The 17,025-nt window shown below is 43.8% G+C and carries 21 protein-coding genes; 10 read left to right on the top strand and 11 right to left on the bottom strand.

What is annotated here, in order from left to right; genetic code table 11:
• Positions 1 to 24 precede the first annotated feature (24 nt).
• Positions 25 to 735, top strand: coding sequence for a GntR family transcriptional regulator (locus tag HZS85_RS05500; RefSeq protein ID WP_214854169.1), 711 nt, complete (start codon positions 25 to 27; stop codon positions 733 to 735).
• Between the two features lie 477 nt (positions 736 to 1,212).
• Here HZS85_RS05500 and HZS85_RS05505 read toward each other — a convergent pair whose 3' ends face one another.
• Entirely contained in the window at positions 1,213 to 1,554 is a 342-nt protein-coding gene (locus tag HZS85_RS05505) for a hypothetical protein (RefSeq protein WP_214854171.1), read from the bottom strand.
• A gap of 321 nt (positions 1,555 to 1,875) precedes the next feature.
• Here HZS85_RS05505 and HZS85_RS05510 point away from each other — a divergent pair, with 321 nt between their 5' ends.
• Positions 1,876 to 3,261: an MFS transporter gene (locus tag HZS85_RS05510; RefSeq protein ID WP_214854173.1), complete on the top strand. Its 1,386-nt coding sequence runs from the start codon at positions 1,876 to 1,878 to the stop codon at positions 3,259 to 3,261.
• A gap of 39 nt (positions 3,262 to 3,300) precedes the next feature.
• On the opposite strand, the gene HZS85_RS05515 is transcribed toward HZS85_RS05510, so the two are convergent.
• The 5 genes from HZS85_RS05515 to HZS85_RS05535 form a co-directional block, all read right to left on the bottom strand.
• On the bottom strand, positions 3,301 to 3,936 hold the full coding sequence (locus HZS85_RS05515; protein WP_214854175.1) for an HAD hydrolase-like protein: 636 nt from the start codon (positions 3,934 to 3,936) through the stop codon (positions 3,301 to 3,303).
• Complete coding sequence (locus HZS85_RS05520) at positions 3,933 to 4,427, bottom strand: AAA family ATPase (protein WP_035407558.1); 495 nt, start codon at positions 4,425 to 4,427, stop codon at positions 3,933 to 3,935. The genes HZS85_RS05515 and HZS85_RS05520 overlap by 4 nt, the downstream gene beginning before the upstream one ends.
• Positions 4,424 to 5,236: an MBL fold metallo-hydrolase gene (locus tag HZS85_RS05525; RefSeq protein WP_214854177.1), complete on the bottom strand. Its 813-nt coding sequence runs from the start codon at positions 5,234 to 5,236 to the stop codon at positions 4,424 to 4,426. The genes HZS85_RS05520 and HZS85_RS05525 overlap by 4 nt, the downstream gene beginning before the upstream one ends.
• A gap of 368 nt (positions 5,237 to 5,604) precedes the next feature.
• Positions 5,605 to 6,033 (bottom strand): hypothetical protein, encoded by a 429-nt coding sequence (locus tag HZS85_RS05530; RefSeq protein WP_056061808.1) that lies wholly within the window; start codon positions 6,031 to 6,033, stop codon positions 5,605 to 5,607.
• 327 nt (positions 6,034 to 6,360) lie between these two features.
• Complete coding sequence (locus tag HZS85_RS05535; RefSeq protein ID WP_056061810.1) at positions 6,361 to 6,762, bottom strand: RrF2 family transcriptional regulator; 402 nt, start codon at positions 6,760 to 6,762, stop codon at positions 6,361 to 6,363.
• 288 nt (positions 6,763 to 7,050) lie between these two features.
• On the opposite strand from HZS85_RS05535, the gene HZS85_RS05540 reads away from it, so the two are divergent.
• The 7 genes from HZS85_RS05540 to HZS85_RS05570 all read left to right on the top strand — a co-directional run bounded on the left by HZS85_RS05540 (position 7,051) and on the right by HZS85_RS05570 (position 13,845).
• Positions 7,051 to 9,366: a sensor histidine kinase gene (locus tag HZS85_RS05540; protein ID WP_214854179.1), complete on the top strand. Its 2,316-nt coding sequence runs from the start codon at positions 7,051 to 7,053 to the stop codon at positions 9,364 to 9,366.
• Positions 9,356 to 9,661, top strand: coding sequence for a hypothetical protein (locus HZS85_RS05545; RefSeq protein ID WP_035407545.1), 306 nt, complete (start codon positions 9,356 to 9,358; stop codon positions 9,659 to 9,661). Before HZS85_RS05540 ends, HZS85_RS05545 begins: the two co-directional genes overlap by 11 nt.
• A gap of 12 nt (positions 9,662 to 9,673) precedes the next feature.
• Positions 9,674 to 10,228 carry a cysteine hydrolase family protein gene (locus HZS85_RS05550; protein ID WP_214854181.1) on the top strand — a complete coding sequence of 185 codons (555 nt, stop codon included), beginning with the start codon at positions 9,674 to 9,676 and terminating at the stop codon, positions 10,226 to 10,228.
• 2 nt (positions 10,229 to 10,230) lie between these two features.
• Positions 10,231 to 11,370: a M14 family metallopeptidase gene (locus HZS85_RS05555; RefSeq protein ID WP_214854184.1), complete on the top strand. Its 1,140-nt coding sequence runs from the start codon at positions 10,231 to 10,233 to the stop codon at positions 11,368 to 11,370.
• An 84-nt stretch (positions 11,371 to 11,454) separates the two neighbouring features.
• The gene (locus tag HZS85_RS05560) at positions 11,455 to 12,336 is read left to right on the top strand and encodes a manganese catalase (protein ID WP_058264888.1); all 882 of its coding nucleotides are present in this window, start codon (positions 11,455 to 11,457) and stop codon (positions 12,334 to 12,336) included.
• A 79-nt stretch (positions 12,337 to 12,415) separates the two neighbouring features.
• Positions 12,416 to 12,658, top strand: a complete 243-nt coding sequence (locus HZS85_RS05565) for a spore coat protein (protein WP_214854187.1) — start codon at positions 12,416 to 12,418, stop codon at positions 12,656 to 12,658.
• A 74-nt stretch (positions 12,659 to 12,732) separates the two neighbouring features.
• Positions 12,733 to 13,845 (top strand): hypothetical protein, encoded by a 1,113-nt coding sequence (locus HZS85_RS05570; protein ID WP_214854190.1) that lies wholly within the window; start codon positions 12,733 to 12,735, stop codon positions 13,843 to 13,845.
• Between the two features lie 44 nt (positions 13,846 to 13,889).
• Here the strand turns inward: HZS85_RS05570 and HZS85_RS05575 are convergent, their stop codons facing one another.
• Positions 13,890 to 14,279, bottom strand: a complete 390-nt coding sequence (locus HZS85_RS05575; RefSeq protein WP_214854193.1) for a thiol-disulfide oxidoreductase DCC family protein — start codon at positions 14,277 to 14,279, stop codon at positions 13,890 to 13,892.
• A gap of 188 nt (positions 14,280 to 14,467) precedes the next feature.
• Between HZS85_RS05575 and HZS85_RS05580 the strand changes: the two genes are divergently transcribed.
• The gene (locus HZS85_RS05580) at positions 14,468 to 15,217 is read left to right on the top strand and encodes an SDR family oxidoreductase (RefSeq protein ID WP_214854724.1); all 750 of its coding nucleotides are present in this window, start codon (positions 14,468 to 14,470) and stop codon (positions 15,215 to 15,217) included.
• A 55-nt stretch (positions 15,218 to 15,272) separates the two neighbouring features.
• On the opposite strand, the gene HZS85_RS05585 is transcribed toward HZS85_RS05580, so the two are convergent.
• Genes HZS85_RS05585 through HZS85_RS05600 form a run of 4 tightly spaced genes read right to left on the bottom strand, consistent with a single transcriptional unit; the run spans position 15,273 to position 17,011 of the window.
• Positions 15,273 to 15,731, bottom strand: coding sequence for an NUDIX hydrolase (locus HZS85_RS05585; RefSeq protein ID WP_056061840.1), 459 nt, complete (start codon positions 15,729 to 15,731; stop codon positions 15,273 to 15,275).
• Positions 15,703 to 16,428, bottom strand: coding sequence for an alpha/beta fold hydrolase (locus HZS85_RS05590; protein ID WP_214854195.1), 726 nt, complete (start codon positions 16,426 to 16,428; stop codon positions 15,703 to 15,705). The genes HZS85_RS05585 and HZS85_RS05590 overlap by 29 nt, the downstream gene beginning before the upstream one ends.
• Positions 16,418 to 16,831, bottom strand: coding sequence for an RDD family protein (locus tag HZS85_RS05595; RefSeq protein WP_214854197.1), 414 nt, complete (start codon positions 16,829 to 16,831; stop codon positions 16,418 to 16,420). The genes HZS85_RS05590 and HZS85_RS05595 overlap by 11 nt, the downstream gene beginning before the upstream one ends.
• A gap of 12 nt (positions 16,832 to 16,843) precedes the next feature.
• Entirely contained in the window at positions 16,844 to 17,011 is a 168-nt protein-coding gene (locus HZS85_RS05600) for a hypothetical protein (RefSeq protein WP_156358986.1), read from the bottom strand.
• Positions 17,012 to 17,025 lie beyond the last annotated feature (14 nt).

The raw sequence follows: 17,025 nt of genomic DNA on the forward strand, positions 1-17,025 counted from the left end.
GTTCGCAAGAAAAGAAGGTGTCCTATGCTGAAATACCAACAGACAGCCGATGAAATCGAACGGTACATAGAACAACATCAGTTGAAACAAGGGGACAAACTCCCGATTCTCGAAGAGTTGATCCGGCAGTTCGCTGTCAGTAAGACGACGATGACAAAATCACTTGAGTTACTTGAACGAAAAGGAATCATCTTTCAAGTCCGTGGAAGCGGGATTTTTGTCCGGAAGACGAATCGGACTGGCTACATTCGCCTGTTCTCGACCCAAGGATTCAAGCAGAATTTCGTCGGTCATACGATCGAGTCGACCGTTCTCGCACTCGAATCAATTGCTGCAACCGATAACATCGCGAAGAATCTCGGGATCGAGGCAGGTGAGACGATTTATTACGTCAAGCGAATCCGCTACATCGACGGCAAGATCCTCTGTCTCGAAGAGTCTTACTATCGTCAATCAATTGTTTCGTACTTAAATCGTGAAATCGTCGAGCAGTCGATCTTCGAATACTTAGAGACGGCACTCCAATTGAATATTGGGTTCTCGGATATGTATATGCACGTCGGGAAGTTAAGCGCTGAGTCGGCTCGTCATCTGGGGCTCACCGAGGGCGATCCTGGATTAACGATTGAGACAGTATTTCATTTGACGAACGGTCGTCCGTTCGACTATTCCGTCATCACATACCACTATGAACATTCACAATTCGTCGTTCAGGCAAACGGACTATATCTTTAACAAACGAAAAAAGTAAAAAAGCGAAGTCTGATGATCGTCTTCATTTTACTGAAGACGTTGCATCGGATTTCGCTTTTTCTTTTAAGAAACTAACTAAAATTAATATACAAAACGGATAAATCGCTAAAACGACAATCAATAATAAGCCAAGAACTGGGCTCGGAAAATCAGTAGGATACATGACTGGGAACCACTGACTCAATGCATACGACATGAAGACAAAATACGGTATCTAACTAAAGGAAAACGACCAAGTAAGTCGACTTCGAACTATTATCCCCTGCATCAGACGAATAGGTGTAAAGAATAGGATCATACACACCGTGATTATAGAAAATCCATTAGGTAAAAAAACTGATATGATGTTCCCGTTATGCGGATAATACGTTCAATGTTTAATGTCATCTCAACAGGAAGAAAGAGAATCAAAGCGAAAAACAGACTCCATCCGTTCCATTTTACAAATAATCGCATACTTTAAATACCGATCTCTTCTTTACTCGAATTTTCGAGATACAGTTCCCCATCAAACGTCGTCAAGGCAATCACTTTCCTGTCTTTTTCATACCATGCTGTCGCTCCTTCACGATCGAGCTCTTTCCAACCGGCTTGGCGAATCCGAGTTCCATAGAGTAGACCCGGTCCATCGGTTTCCGAGACAAGACGCGTTTTGATTTTCCACTCGCCTTGTTTTTCAACTGCCGTAGCAAATCGTGGCACTGGAAAACTGGATACCTTCGATTCTTGAAATCCAGCATACCAACCACCGACGACTACAATGAGCCCAAGACATATAATGGCGATCCATCTCTTTTTCATAAGCATTCTCCTTTACTTTCCACCCTCATTTTAAAATTACCAAAATATAGTTTTATTTCCCTCATCCTAAAGACGGATTACTGATTTTTTCGTTGTGAAAACACATGAAAATTATTTCGAATTTATGAAAACACCCAAAAAATTTTCAATTTTTTTCATAAAAAATGCACACCTTTGTTCGTCCTTAGAGTCGCAACGGTTTGACAACTCCAGGCACAGAGCCATTTTCAATCATTTTCAAGTGGTTAAGCACATTAGCAACTTGACTTCATTTCCTGCTATGGTACGATACGAACTTATTAAAGGGAGTGAACAGAACTTATGAAATTCAGAAAAGAAAAAGTCAATGTCGTTGACATGAAGCAAACCAAAAAAAGTGTCTACGCGACCGGAATTGGGAATGCGATGGAATGGTTCGATTTTGGTCTTTATTCCTATCTCGCAATCATCATCAGTCAAAACTTCTTTAGCGCTGTTGAAAATGATGAACTGAAGCTCGTCTTTACATTTGCGACCTTTGCGATCGCTTTTTTAATGCGACCAATCGGCGGAATCGTCTTTGGACGAATTGGAGATCGACTCGGGCGGAAGGTCGTCTTAACGACGACGATCGTCATGATGGCTGGTTCGACGCTCATCATTGGACTATTACCGACCTATGATCAAATCGGAATTTGGGCACCGATTCTGTTATTGTTAGCCCGTATTTTACAAGGATTCTCGACTGGCGGTGAATACGCCGGTGCAATGGTCTACATTGCCGAGTCGTCACCTGATAACAAACGAAGTGCTCTCGGAAGTGGACTTGAAATCGGTACACTCGGTGGATATATTCTCGCCTCATTACTTGCTACAACACTTTTCGTCACCTTATCGGATGATCAAATGGCATCTTGGGGATGGCGAATTCCCTTCATTCTTGGGGCACCACTCGGTTTATTTGGTCTCTATTTACGTCGTCACTTGGATGAATCACCGATCTTCGAAAATGAGATCAATGAAAATACAGAAGAACCCGCGACATTCCGCGAAATCCTGCGTGACCACAAACGTGATATCATCGTTTGTTTCATCGCTGTCGCCTTCTTCAACATTACGAACTATATGCTCTTGTCCTACATGCCATCGTACCTCGATGAAGTCATCGGCATGTCAAGTTCGACAAGTACGATTCTCATCACCGGTGTCATGGTGATCATGATTCCACTCGCTTATTTCTTCGGAAAACTAAGTGATAAAAAAGGCAATCGCAATATCGTCCTATTCGCGTTAGCAGGACTATCGTTGCTTTCGATCCTGTCGTTCTTCTTGATTGGTCTTAAACCACTCTTGTTCGTCGGAATCGGAATCTTCATCCTCGGATTCTTCTTGGCGATCTTTGAAGGAACGATGCCAAGTCTGCTACCAAGTATCTTCTATACGGATGTCCGCTACCGGACACTATCCGTGACGTTCAATGTCTCGGTCTCGATCTTCGGTGGAACGACGCCACTCGTTTCGACTTGGCTCGTCCATGAGACGCAAAATCCGCTCGCTCCTGCTTTCTATTTAACAGCAGTCAGCGTCATCGGGTTCGTCACGTTCTTCTTCCTCTTTAAAAATACAGCCGGTAAAGCACTTAAAGGATCGCATCCGACTGTATCGAGTGAAAAAGAAGTCGCGTCGATCGCAAAAAAACCAGACGATGCCCTCTGGTGGGCAGAATAATTGCTACAAGTAAGAGCCGTCTTCCGCAGAAGACGGCTCTTACTTGTAGACAGCACTCAGCTCTGTTACGATTCGGTCCGCAACTACGAGTTCCTGCTCTTGCGCAAAATCGAACTGGCAACCGATTGCTACTAGACCGTTCGCTTGCGCTGCTTTGAAATCGGACAAACGGTCACCGACGACGTATCCGGACGAGATATCGTGCGTCTTACAAATCTCTCGTACGAGAGCTGATTTATCACCGGAACGAATGTCTTCAATGCTATAGACATGATCGATATACGCTTCAAGACCATACGTCGTTACGATCGCTGATAGGTAGGACGGCCATCCGTTACTAGCGATATAGACCGAGTGACCCGCTTGTTTCAAACGAGCGAGCAACTCGACCGTTCCTGGATATAAACAACCATGCCCGGACTTGACTGCCTGCTCTAAGCCATGTCGAAACTTTTGATCCGCAGCCTGTTGGTCTATGGGTGAAAAGTCCGGTAGTAACGTCTGCCAGACTTCCGGTAACGAGACGCCCATGATCTGCTGATAGAGCGCGAGTGGAGTCTCTCCTTCCCAGCGCCCCGTCTGACGCAACTCATGAAAGACATCTTCTAGCGCATGCGCAAGCACAGCATTTGTTTGAAACAATGTTCCATCCATGTCAAAAATATAGTGTGTCATTGACTCTCTCCTATCTGCTCACGCTTTATTATCTGAATCATGGCTTCTATGGATCTATCCTCAGCAATCAGACGATCCGTCGGGCGGTGATCCTGATCAATCCACCAGCGTTTCATATCCGTCTCAGAAAACTCCGTCGGCTGGCGCATTGCGTGGCGACGGACGGTTTCTTCGAATGAAACGTCAAAATAATATGCCACGTACCGTGAAGTAAAGCGTCGTTCCAACCGGTCAATCATCTCACCGTACCAATCCTGTGCGAGAATTCCTTCTAGCAGAATCGTCGCATGACGTCCGTCAGCAAGTCCAACCAACTCCTCGATCCAGCGAATCGTCGGATTTCCTGGTCCATCTTTTACGTTCAACATTTCTCTACGGATGACATCTTGCGAAAACAGGATACTATCCGGTAAGACCGATCGTAATGCCTTAGCTAGCGTCGTTTTTCCACTACCGGAGTTTCCACGGATGACGATCAAGCGCGACTTCATGTCGTGAACCAGTCTCCGTTCAAGGCAGCAATGTACCGCTCTGCAGAGCGCGCTACAGCTTCAGACGCACCGGTTTCGATCTTCCGATAAAAGGCGTCATATAATTTTTCAAAGCGAAGCGGGCGTATCGTTTCTGCCATGCGCGCGACCGTCTTTGCAGGAAGCGGAATCATATTCGGATAACTGTACATGAAACTGACCCATGCCCGATCGGCAACGATTCGAATGATGTCTCCTGTCAACAACAGTCCTGCTGCCGCATCTTTTCGTTCACAGATGACTGCTCCTTTAAAGTGACCACCGACGCGATGTAACATCAACTCTTCCGTTAACTCCAAGCATTCACCACTCCAGAATACGATGCGCTCACTTGGTCGCGTCACGAACGACGCATCGTCTTCATGAATATAGATCGGTACGTCAAAAGTCTCCGCCCATTCGACTTGTGTCGCGTAATAATGCGGATGTGATAAAGCGATCGCCTGAAGCCCGCCTAATTCGTCAAGCTGCTCTTTCGTTGCGGAATCAAGATATGTAATGCAGTCCCATAACAGGTTGAACGATTTTCCTTGGACGAGATATGCCGTTTGACCGATGCCGAATGCTGGTGTCGTCTGAATCGCATAGACACCTGCTCCGTCGTCCATAATGATATTTTGGTACGTTCCTGACGCTTGCATGGCAGCGAGTGTCGTCCATGTTTGACCGGTCGGATTGACATACTGTCGTTCTTCTAAGCAAATCGGACACGTTTCGCGATGCGGATTGATTTGTTCGACACCACACGTCGTACAGATGATGGTTTCCATATCATCATTCCTTTCCAATTCGTAAATGATTTTCCTGATACATCATAACATATTCCAATTATAGGGATTAAGATGTGCTCGCTGAAATGAACAAGTATGAAAAATGAAGCATGAGATTATTATGTCGATTTCGTTTCCTCTCATTGTGCACTGTTTGAACACTGTCTTTTAGATGTAAAACGTTTCGCCACTTGGTATCACTAGTTACTTCAGCTGCCGTTTGATTCGTTATGTGTCACGTCAACTGTCTATAATAATCCCTTCGAAGGTCCAGCTCGTTTAACGCTCGATGATCACACGAATGACGCAATAGGCAGAAGATAAGACAAAAGCAGGTCGAACCACTGATGTGGCTCGACCTGCTTTATTTAATAAGACGTTCGATCGTCATTTATGACGCTTTGAAAATGTTCTGTGAATCGATTGATCGCTTCTTCTGTATCAAGATTTCCAGAAAACCAGATCTTTTTGTCTTCTGAAAATGTAAGATGCAATGAGTCATCTATTGTAGACTCCACTTTAAGTGTAGCAATCGTATCTGACTTCATTAATGTCTTTTGTGATAGAGTGACCAGTTCATTCGTCAACGTTTCGCGTGTATCTTCTGACGTCTTTTCCTGGAGAAGATCAACTGTCTTATGAAGCAATACGGCTTTTGAGACTCGCGATAAATTCAACTCTCGAATTTCAAACATGTAGGCGTTCTCATGTTCATGCTGACGCTGGACGATGAATCGTGGAGAATGTACTAAATGTTGAACGAAGTGAACGAACATTTCGATGGTCATTTCGGACATACCGAAACCCTCCCTTTTGCATGGATCAACGGACGAATGCCTTTAATCCTTTATGTGAATGGACAGTAAGAGTCCTGTATGAAATCAAGCAGGTGAATTGGGAAAAAAACCTCCCTTCTGTAAAGTTATACCACAAAAACAAGTACAAAGTGTACATGTTTATGTTTCAAAACTAAGATTCGAATAGCCTCCGAATCTTGTTTATAGTAACATAAAAGATACTAGTTATAATCATATTTAATATGATCATCTGATAAAAATCTGCATGACTGGAATATGTACACGGATAAAGAGCCAGAGATCATCTATTCCTCTCTGACTCTTCCATCAATCGTTCATCGTTGGCGCGATTAAATCTTGTAACGTATATGCCTGCAGCGCGTCCGTAAAGGACGTGAATGCTTGATCGAACGCTTGTCGTGTGTTTTGCAAACTACCATTTTTATTTGGAACTGTCACATTTTCAAGATAGGATACTTCTTCAAATAAATGAACGATTTCTCCTAACGTAATCGTTTCTGGGGATTTCGCTAATTTGAACCCACCATTACGACCTTGTACAGAAATGATGAGACCAAACTTGCTCAATGAATGGACAATCTTCATCAAATGATTTTTAGAAATATCATAATGGGTTGCCACTTCCTGAATTTGCACGAGCCGAGTCGGATGCGACGCTGCGAAAATAAGCACACGAATGGCATAGTCCGTAGAGCGAGTCATCTTCATCCATTTCACCTTCTTTTTCTTTCCTTTATATAGACATAGTACAGAAGCTCACTCATTTTCACAATCAATAGTATGGCTTAAAGTGTCGTTTATAGTGGTTTTGCACGTATGTATATCGTTTATCTTAAAGGATATGAAGTGTCAAAATCTAGGCATTTCTCGGAAAAAGTAAAATGGTATTTTAATTTGATGAAGCAAACCATTTAGTTATTTCAAGTCTATGATAAGATTCTTTTAAACATGTACGTTTAAAGTTTATTTATATATTTTTTAGAAAGAGGTCTTGTCATGAATTGGCTCTCATCAAGTATGTTCCATCGGTTTTATATTTTATTGTTTTCGAATTTCTTAATTTTTGCAAGCATCAGCGTCTTAACATTTTACTTTGCTCAAAAAGAGCTAGAGCAACACCGAACTTCATCACAGAAGATCACATTACAAAAAACGCAAGCTCGCACGCTTTGGAATGAAGCACAACAAGTCAATCTCCAAGTCCAACAAATTGATTTTAATGATCAAGATGATCTGAAGCAAATCAATAAAAGATTGAAACGTTTACAAAAAAACGTTGAATCGTTCAGTCAACGTTATTCAGATCCATCAGACGAACGATTTGCGCATCAACTCGTTCAATTTTCAAGATTTTTGGAACAGGAAGTCACTTTGCAAATACGTACGGATAATCAAAAGCTGGTTCAGCAGTCTGACTTCGTCGTTAACGACTACTTTCGAATGATTCATAATGAAGAGAAAAACGCACAGCAGTCGCTACAACAAAGAACCGCTGAAGTATTACGCTACGCCTTTGGTGTGATGATCATCGCTTTTTTTCTTCTCAGTTACTTGATTTTAAGACTTGTGCGGTCTTTTCGAACAGATTTACTCGATCTCGTCGATCAAACGAAACAGCCTGATCGATTGGAACAGAATGATTTTCAGAACCGTTCCGATGAGATTGGTACACTTGGGCGATCGATGCAACAAATGACGACGTTGCTCGCATTTGAACACCAGCAAACACAAGTTGCTAATTTACAACTTCAAGAGTCTTTATACCAACAAAAAACAATCGAGCGACAACTTCAATTTCAAAATCAGTTAGCCACTCAAATTTTGCGTCATCAATCTACTTCAGGTCTTCACACCTGGCTACAAGTAATTGGTAGTCATTTTCGGGCGGCTCATATCTATTTTTCACCGCAGTCGGAGAATTTTGAACCTGTCCATATCGCACTATCAGACGAACCAATTTATGACAAAGAACGGTTGGAGTTAGAAGCGAAGACCGAGCTAGATACATCCATCCATCTAATCGAGAAGGAGCAGTTGACGTTATGTGCTCTCCCTTTACACAGTCCGTCAAAATTCATTGGTTCATTGACGTTACAATTTCATCATCGTTTTACTGAGACTGTCGCACTTCAGAAAACGACTCATTTATTAAATATCGGGTTGATGCGATTGCTTGATGACATTCGTATAAAAGAACACCATCAATTAATTCAGCGCATTTTAAATGGTTTACGAGAAGCTATCTTATTCGTCGATGTGACGAATACGAATATCTTTACGAATCGCATGTTTCATCAATTATTTCCGAACTGGTCACCTTCTGAAAACCAATCTGAAAACTTAGCATTCGTCATCGAAGCCTTCGAACCGTTGATTCTCGAAACAGAGGCGTTATATGCATATGTCGAACAAATCAAAGCAGGCTTTGACCACGCATCAGTTATTCCAGCTCAGGATTTTTCAATGCCAGACGATCGTCATTTACGACTTTACACAGAATTTTTACCCGAACGTCAAGGTATTCTATTTGTTTTTCGTGAACGCACAGTTGAAGTCAACCATGCTAAAAAGGAGCAAAACTTCATTTCGGTTTTATCACATGAGCTTCGAACGCCACTTGCATCCATCGAAGGATTCAGTGAATTAATGTTACACCGGTCGTTATCTCCTTCAAAACAGCGAAAATATTTAGAAACCATGCGGAGTGAGACACAGCGACTCAGTCAACTGTTAACCGAATTCCTAGATTATCAGCGACTTAGTCATCAAAAAGAATCCTATCAGTTAGAATCATTTTGCATCGAACATATGCTCATCGAGTTAACGGAGTGGTTGAACGTTGCGACATCGACGCATCATTTACAAATCCAAACTGACGGTCCTTGCCTGATTACGGCTGACCAAGAAAAAATCCGGAGAGTCTTATTAAACATCTTGAATAATGCGATAAAATACTCTCCCGTCGATTCAATTATCCAAGTCTCGTTAGCGTGTTGTGAAGCGGAAGTCGTCATCACCATTAGCGATGACGGATATGGTATCCCAAAACAAGATCTCCCCTACCTGTTTGATCCATATTACCGTGTCGAACATGCAGACCATCTCCAAGTTCAAGGAACAGGTCTTGGTTTACCGATTTGTAAGGAAATCATCGAAGCGCATGGCGGACGGATCACCGTTCATTCAGAAGTCGGGAAAGGGTCTGACTTTTTTATCCGTTTACCTCGTGATGAAGAGTGGAACACAACCAATAACATGTACAATAACAGTATGAATAATCTACAACTAGGAAGTGAAGAACGTGGAAGCTGATTTAAATCAAATCGTTCACTGTTTAAATCAAGATTTTAAACAGCATAAAACTGTCTTCAGTGCAATGGCACTGAAAGAAACCAACCCCTGCATCGTTTTGATGGAGGATCACCGCAAAAGACGATTGAATGATGCTTTGTATCAATACTCTGATTTCATCGCTGAATTGGAATCTCTTATTTATCGCTGTTTAATTGATGTCCGGGGAGCTCGTGAATCCGCCTCCCCTTCCGAGATTTTTATCTCTAAAGCCCAACTTTATTCGCCTTATCATTATTTGATTACTTTTTTATGAGAGGAGTCCACCATGACTGTTCAAGAAAATACAGCATTGTTGATCATTGACGTCATTAATAAGATGGATTTTGAAGGAGCTGAGCAGTTAATGCAACAAACGCTCCCTATCCTCTCACCACTCACAAAATTAAAACGACATTGTAAACGTCAAAATATTCCCGTGATTTACGTCAATGACAATTTTGGTCTGTGGCAGGAAAATGTCAATCAAATCATTGATGAGTGCCGCGGGGGTCTTGGGGATGTACTCATCGAAGCACTCCATCCAGAAGAGGATGATTACTTCATCATCAAACCCAAGCACTCAGGTTTTTTCGGTACTCAGCTCGATATTTTATTGAAGCATTTGGATGTCTCGCGTCTTATCATTACCGGTCTAACGACCGACATGTGTATCTTATTTACAGCAAATGACGCCTATATGCGGGAATATGCCATTCATGTCCCTGCAGACTGTACGGCAGCAGAAACCGCTGTCGCAAAAGATCATGCCTTAGAAATTCTCAGTTCGACATTATCACTGGATTGCTCCTCGAGTTCATGCTTGATGAATAAGGAGGAATAACCATGCTTCATTATTTTTCTGGAACGTATGAATCAGCACGCGAACGTTTCAATGAGACTGCACAGTGCATTCTTTCTCAGCATTATCCGAAGCTAACGCATGATTCACTGGAACAACAAGCGTCACTCTATTCCGATTGGTGGCACGGCCAGTCCGGTAATAATTCAACATTACTGATCTTAACCAGTGGATTACATGGAATCGAAGGGTACGCAGGGAGTGCCATGCAGCTCCAGTTTTTATCAGACCATATGAAACAGGTAAATACGGGAGAAGTCGATATTTTGCTGATCCATGGTATTAATGCATATGGGATGAAACATCATCGAAAAGAAACACAACATAACCTCAATTTGAATCGAAACGCGATTCACGATTTTTCAAAGGCAGATTTACGCAATCCGGGTTTTGATGAGTTGCAATCTTTGTTTATAAAACGGTCAGGTTCAGGACGGCGTCTGGATTATATACCGTTTACACTGCATGTCTTATACGACTTGCTTCGTCTAGGTCCACACGCTTTTTTAAAGGCTGCGACACTTGGACAATTCAAGCATCCGACCGGATTCTATTATGGCGGACATACGCAAGACGCTTACTTCTCCGATGTGTTAAGTCGGCTCGTCGATACACTATCTGCTTACCAACACGTCGTGATGCTCGACTGCCATACAGGTTATGGACCAGCGGGTCAAGTCCAACTCGTCATGTCGTCGGAAGATCCACGACACGCTAGGGAGGTAGAAGTATACACACGTTATCCGATCGTCGATCAACCACGAGATCAACAGTTTTATGCAATTGAAGGAGAATGGTTAAACTATCTGTATGAAGAAACAAAAAATCGACACATCGGTTTTTTAGGTTTAACATTAGAGTGTGGAACGCTTGGAAAGCATCCTTTTGCCCTACTCCGAACGTTAAAAGCAACGATTGATGAAAATCGTCTCTTTTTCAATCAAGCAGTTGCCCCTCGACGGATTAGAGAGCGATTCGATGCACTTTACATCCCTAAAAATAAACAGTGGCGACGGTCCATCTTGAACGAGACATCCTTCATCTTTAACAACATCACTGAATGGATCAATGATCCTAAAAGTCATTCTTTGATTAAACGTTCACTTCAACCTATCGAAAAATAAGGTAAAACAGGTTTGAAAGAAACTGATTAAGGTATATAACATGTGTAAATCGCATATGTTTAAAACTTAAAGGGGGTTCTTTTCATGTTTCGCCATCAAAAAGAATTACAATTCGAAGTCAAGGTTGATCGACCCGATCCAAAGCTTGCTCGGGCCGTGCAAGAGGTACTCGGTGGACAATTCGGTGAGATGACGGTCATGATGCAATATCTTTTCCAAGGCTTCAATTGCCGTGGTGAAGAAAAGTACAAGGATATGCTGATGGATATCGGGACGGAAGAAATCGGGCACGTTGAAATGCTGTGTTCCCTCATTTCTCAATTGCTCGACGGGGCGTCACCGGATGATCAGGCAGAAGCTGCCAAAGATCCAGCGACGGCAGCAATTCTCGGGGGTATGAATCCACAGCATCTTCTTGTCAGCGGTCTCGGTGGACTGCCATCGAACGCCAACGGCATTCCGTGGAACGGATCTTATATCGTCGCGAGCGGTAACTTATTGGCAGACATGCGTTCGAATTTACATGCTGAATCACAAGGTCGTCTTCAGGTCGCTCGCCTCTATCATATGACGACGGATGAAGGCGTTCGCGCTACCTTCCGTAAGATGCTCGCTCGCGACCGGTATCATCAGTATCAATGGATGGCTGCGATCGAAGAACTGGAGACGAAAAATGGAGTTGTCGTGCCTGCTACTTTCGCACCGGAAGATGAAATGGAAGCGCAACCGCATGCTTATGAGTTCTGGGACCTATCGGAAGGCACAGCTTCAAAAGAAGGTCGCTGGGCTCAAGGGGAAGCGCAGGATGGAACCGGTGAATTCGTTCATCTAGAAAATCCTGCACCGCAAGGAAATATTCCGAACATGAAGGTACCGGCACACAAACTTCACCACGACCTAGCAGAAAAAACAGGAATGCAAAACGTCAAAGATACTGTCAAACGTATGTTACATGATAAGGAGTGAGATCGATGGCTAAATCACCACTCGCAATCCATGAAACACTCGAAATTCATTAGCCGTCCCAGTAAAAAACGCGGACGAGTTGATTGCGACAGACTTCTTGATTAGCAGCAAATCACTTGTCCGCGCTTATGCTGTTGCAATGACGGAAACGGCTTCTCCTGACGTTCGAAAAGTCTTGACTGAACAGCTGAACAAAGCCATTCAGACTCACGCAGCAATCGCCGGATACATGATCGATCATGAGATGTATCACGTGCATGACTTGAAAAAACAATTAAAACACGATCAAGAAAAACTAGAAGTCGCTAAAAACTTACTATGACGTTCCCCCTTCCCTTCTGATTTTGAAGTGGAAGGGGTTTTCTTTCAGAATTCGTGTAAGGAGCGATCAGTCTCATGATTGACATCAATCATATTCAAATCAAACAAAGTGGAGAAACTGTTTGTCTCACCTGGGAAGGGACAAGTAACGTCCGTCTCTTATTAAATAGTAGACCGTGTTTCATTCAGAACTCGAATAGCTATCAAACGGAGACACTTCCTTTATTTGAGCCTTTGTCATTCGAACTGATCGATTCAGATTCGAAGACACGTATCGTCACCGCTCTTGTTTCAAGTACAGATGATTTGTTCTGGAACCGAAAAATGACTGTCCTGATCCAACAAAATCATGCTGTCCGACTGTTGTGGGGTGAAATCCCAGAGGTATCGCATTATACGGTATTTCAAGATGGGCATCGATTAGGTCAAACTGCGTCACCCGAATGGAAAGGAACGATTAACCCTGAACAATTTACACGTTTTGAAATCCGGGTGCTCCGTCCAATTTCAAGAAAATCGATGCCGTTCGTACGGATGATCGAGACGTTCGCCCGCGTTACGAATCAGATAAAACAGGAACAAGACCGTGAACGAGAATTTGAACAATTCGTGCTCTATTTTTCTTTGTACCCGCTATCCGCTTCACATAAGAAGGTTTCTTCTTACCGATTGCGTGTACTGACGTTCATTGCTCCTCCAATTCTCATGAACCCGAATCCGTTTTCTCCGCATCGTTATTTCGAAGGCGATGCGCGACAATATTCGCCTTTTTCAAAAGAGTATCGCACCTTTACAGAAGTCCTGACATTTGATGGTGAAACCACTCATCAACTATCAAAACAAGCAAACCCTACCCGATCTTTTGATGCTCGTCATCAGTTATATCGAGAAGATGTAGCGTCGACTCAGCGGGTCTATTTATCAGATCAATCAAAAGCACGATATACGCTCCACCACTCTGTCGGCAATCCGCTCGTCGTCTCACCTAATATCGACTACGAAATCAAGGTAGCGCATCATGCAAATCTTTGGCGTATCGCAGGAACACATCTCCAATCACCGCACCATGAAGTATATCTGGATGAAGGAGACGATTGTTTTGAAACAATCCACCAAGCCCATGATTTAGGTTTAAGTTTCCTCGGCAATCCGTTGCCAAGTTGTAACTGGTTGCATGTGACTAACTAATGAACAGAAGAAAACCGCGACCGATTCGTCGCGGTTTTTCATCTTTAGTCGTGAAATCGAGCTCGCGTCTCCGGAGACGGCAGTGCACACTGCTGCTTTTGTCCAAACCAACGATGACGATTGTTTGCAACGAAATCATAGACGCGATCCCGGAGTGAACGTGGAACAATGCGAAGCACTCTCAACAGACGCCATCCACCTCGTAAATGACGGGCAATTCGTAACGCAGCATCCGATTTGATATACGGTACACCTCGGTCAATTACAACGACACTGTCAATCGTTTCCGGGAGATGGTGGCGCTTTACGAGTTCTTGCCCTGTCTCCCCTTGTAACGATGCAAAATCATGGTACCCCTGGTCTCGTTTTAAGATGAACTGGACGCTCGCGTCACAGAGATTGCATTCTCCATCGAATAAGACGATTGCTTTCATGATTGATTCACCCTTCCCTACCTGTTTAACGAATGATTTTGTACACTTTTCCTTTACCACACTTTGGGTATAAACATGCAATTATTTAGTATGTTAAATCATGATAACGCTTTCTCTTCTTCTCTTCATTCCGTTATACTGATTCTGTAAACATTTGGTTTTTACAAATCCATCTACTTAAAAGGAGCATATATATGACAAAACGATCGATTGCCATCGTGACCGGTGCCAGTCAGACACGCGACATCGGAGCTGCAATCTGCCGCCAACTTGTCTCTTCCGGACATGACCTGGTCTTTACTTATTTTAAAGCAACAGCGGATTGGGCGGATAGTTTTACAACCGAACTCGAAAATCAAGGTGCCCGAGTCCTTGCGATTGAAATTGATTTAAGTCAATCAGATGCTGCTGACGAGTTATTCGCACGCATAGAAGATGTTGGAGCACCAAGCATCCTGATCAATAACGCTGCTCATTCGACAATGACAGATTGGCAAACGCTCGATGCAGCAAGCCTCGACCAACACTATGCCGTTAATCTCCGGGCACCGCTATTACTCGCGACACGTTTTACAAAGCGATTCGCTGAAGCACATCTAACGTCCGGTCGTATCATCCAATTGACGTCCGGACAAGAACTCGGTCCAATGCCTGACGAGATTGCGTACGCTACGACGAAAGGTGCATTGTCAACATTTACGAAGACGTATGCGGCAGCCGTAGCACCGCTTGGTATCACCGTTAATGCCATCAATCCGGGTCCAACTGACTCGACTTGGATGGATGAAGCAACACGGACAGCGCTTAAACCTAGTTTTCCATTTGGGCGAATCGGTGCGCCGGAAGACGTCGCACGATTGATTCAATTCCTCGTTAGTCCAGACGGTGGCTGGGTGACCGGACAAGTCATTCATTCCGAAGGCGGATTCGAACGCTAAACGTGTAGCATGCAAAAACATCCCTCTGACGTCAAAATCAGAAGGATGTTTTTCATTATCGAAAGACCGGACCCATTTCCGTCAAAAAATCGTTCCAGGCGACTTGATGCAAGTCGCTATAGAGTTCTGGCATCTGGTCTCTTTCAAAAAAGGCAATGTCCAATGATTCATTGGAGTCGATCGTTAACTGTCCTCCATTGACTTGGCAAACAAAAAAATGAACGATTGGTTGGGCGACATCCCCATTCGGATAAATCTCTTCGTACTGCGAATAAACACCACTCAAACGTTCAATCGCGACATGAATTCCGGTCTCTTCGAAAATCTCACGCTTGGCTGCTTCGACAATCGACTCTCCGAGTTCCAGTGCGCCGCCGGGAAAGCCCCACGCTTGTTGCTCCCGCCGTTTTTGTAGAAGAATGCGTCCCTCTTCGTCGAAGACAATGCCACCTGCAAAGTTCAACATCACTTTTTCCTGACCGACCTTACTGCGGAGAAAACGTATATAGTCCATCTGTTGCCCCTTGAAGTTTGACTTGCTTCACCCAGACAATCAGTTGTTCGATCATCGCCTCCGTCACAGTATGATTCACACCCGGAAAAACACATAATTCAGTCGTTTGCGTCATACCTGCTTGAACTGCTGTTACGTGATAGTACTGCTGGATTGATAGTGGAATAATGTCATCAGCATCCCCGTGCAGGAGCAAACGTGGACGCTCATCCATCACATCGATCGGATCGATCTTCCATGGTACATCTGTTTCTTTGATAGCAGGTCGTCCGTCGCGCGTGCGGAATTGATGCTCCGCTTCAAGAAAGGCACCGCCCCCATTGATCGCAATGAGCGCTTTAATCGGCAAACGCGCCATGATTCCGTGGGCAATGAACCCACCCATCGAGGCGCCGATCGCGATCACATCTGAAACATGCCAGCCTGATTGTTCGATGATAGCTGTCGCTTCCTTGATCGATTGTTCAACGACCGTCCAAAAATAGGTCGTCGATACTTCTGGATCAAACGGATGATCAAACGGTTCACGTTGATCGTGTCGAATAAGTTCCGGGATAAAGACATCGAACCCTTCTTCAGATAATTGTCGTGCAAACTCTAGATAAGAAACAGCCGTACCGCCCCAACCATGGTAGAGTAAAATGGCTCCTGTTGGGTGAGAGGAGCGGACGCTATGGACATGAAAATCAAGCTTCATTTTTTAGCTTCTCCTGGTTCAAGCGGACGATCGTTCTCGCAAAGTCATCTTCCGGTAATCGTTGTCCGTTCTCGAGAAACGGTTTCCAGTACGGTCGAATCTTAAACAACGAGACCGTATCGCGATAAACTGTTCGACGGACGATTTGTTTCGTCGTCAACGGCAATCCGTTCTCGCTCTCGACCTGTATGCCACAGATCTGACCACCAACCGTTTTTCCATTCAACAGTTTTAATTGCGCGACTTCTCCTAGAAAACTGATCGTCGGTTGTGTCACGACGGCGTGAACGACTTCTGACTTCACACGTCGTAATACCGTTTTTTCGATGACGACGGAAAGTCCGAGATAGACAGCCTGGTTGATGATATACGCACCGATTCGTCGTTTTGTTGTTGAGTGCATGGATGATCCTCCTTATACGTTAAAATAGACGACAGCGCCGAGTGCACTGACAGCAATCAAATAAAAGACGATCGCGAGTCGTTTGTTTGCGGTAGAGATATCCTTTCGGACAAGGATTTTACTGTACCGAAACGTCAAGAATGCGAACACGAGCAAAGCCAAAATCAATAATGGTTCCATTCGACCTCCCCCTT

Source organism: Exiguobacterium sp. s130, assembly GCF_018619055.1.
Lineage (GTDB): Bacteria > Bacillota > Bacilli > Exiguobacteriales > Exiguobacteriaceae > Exiguobacterium_A.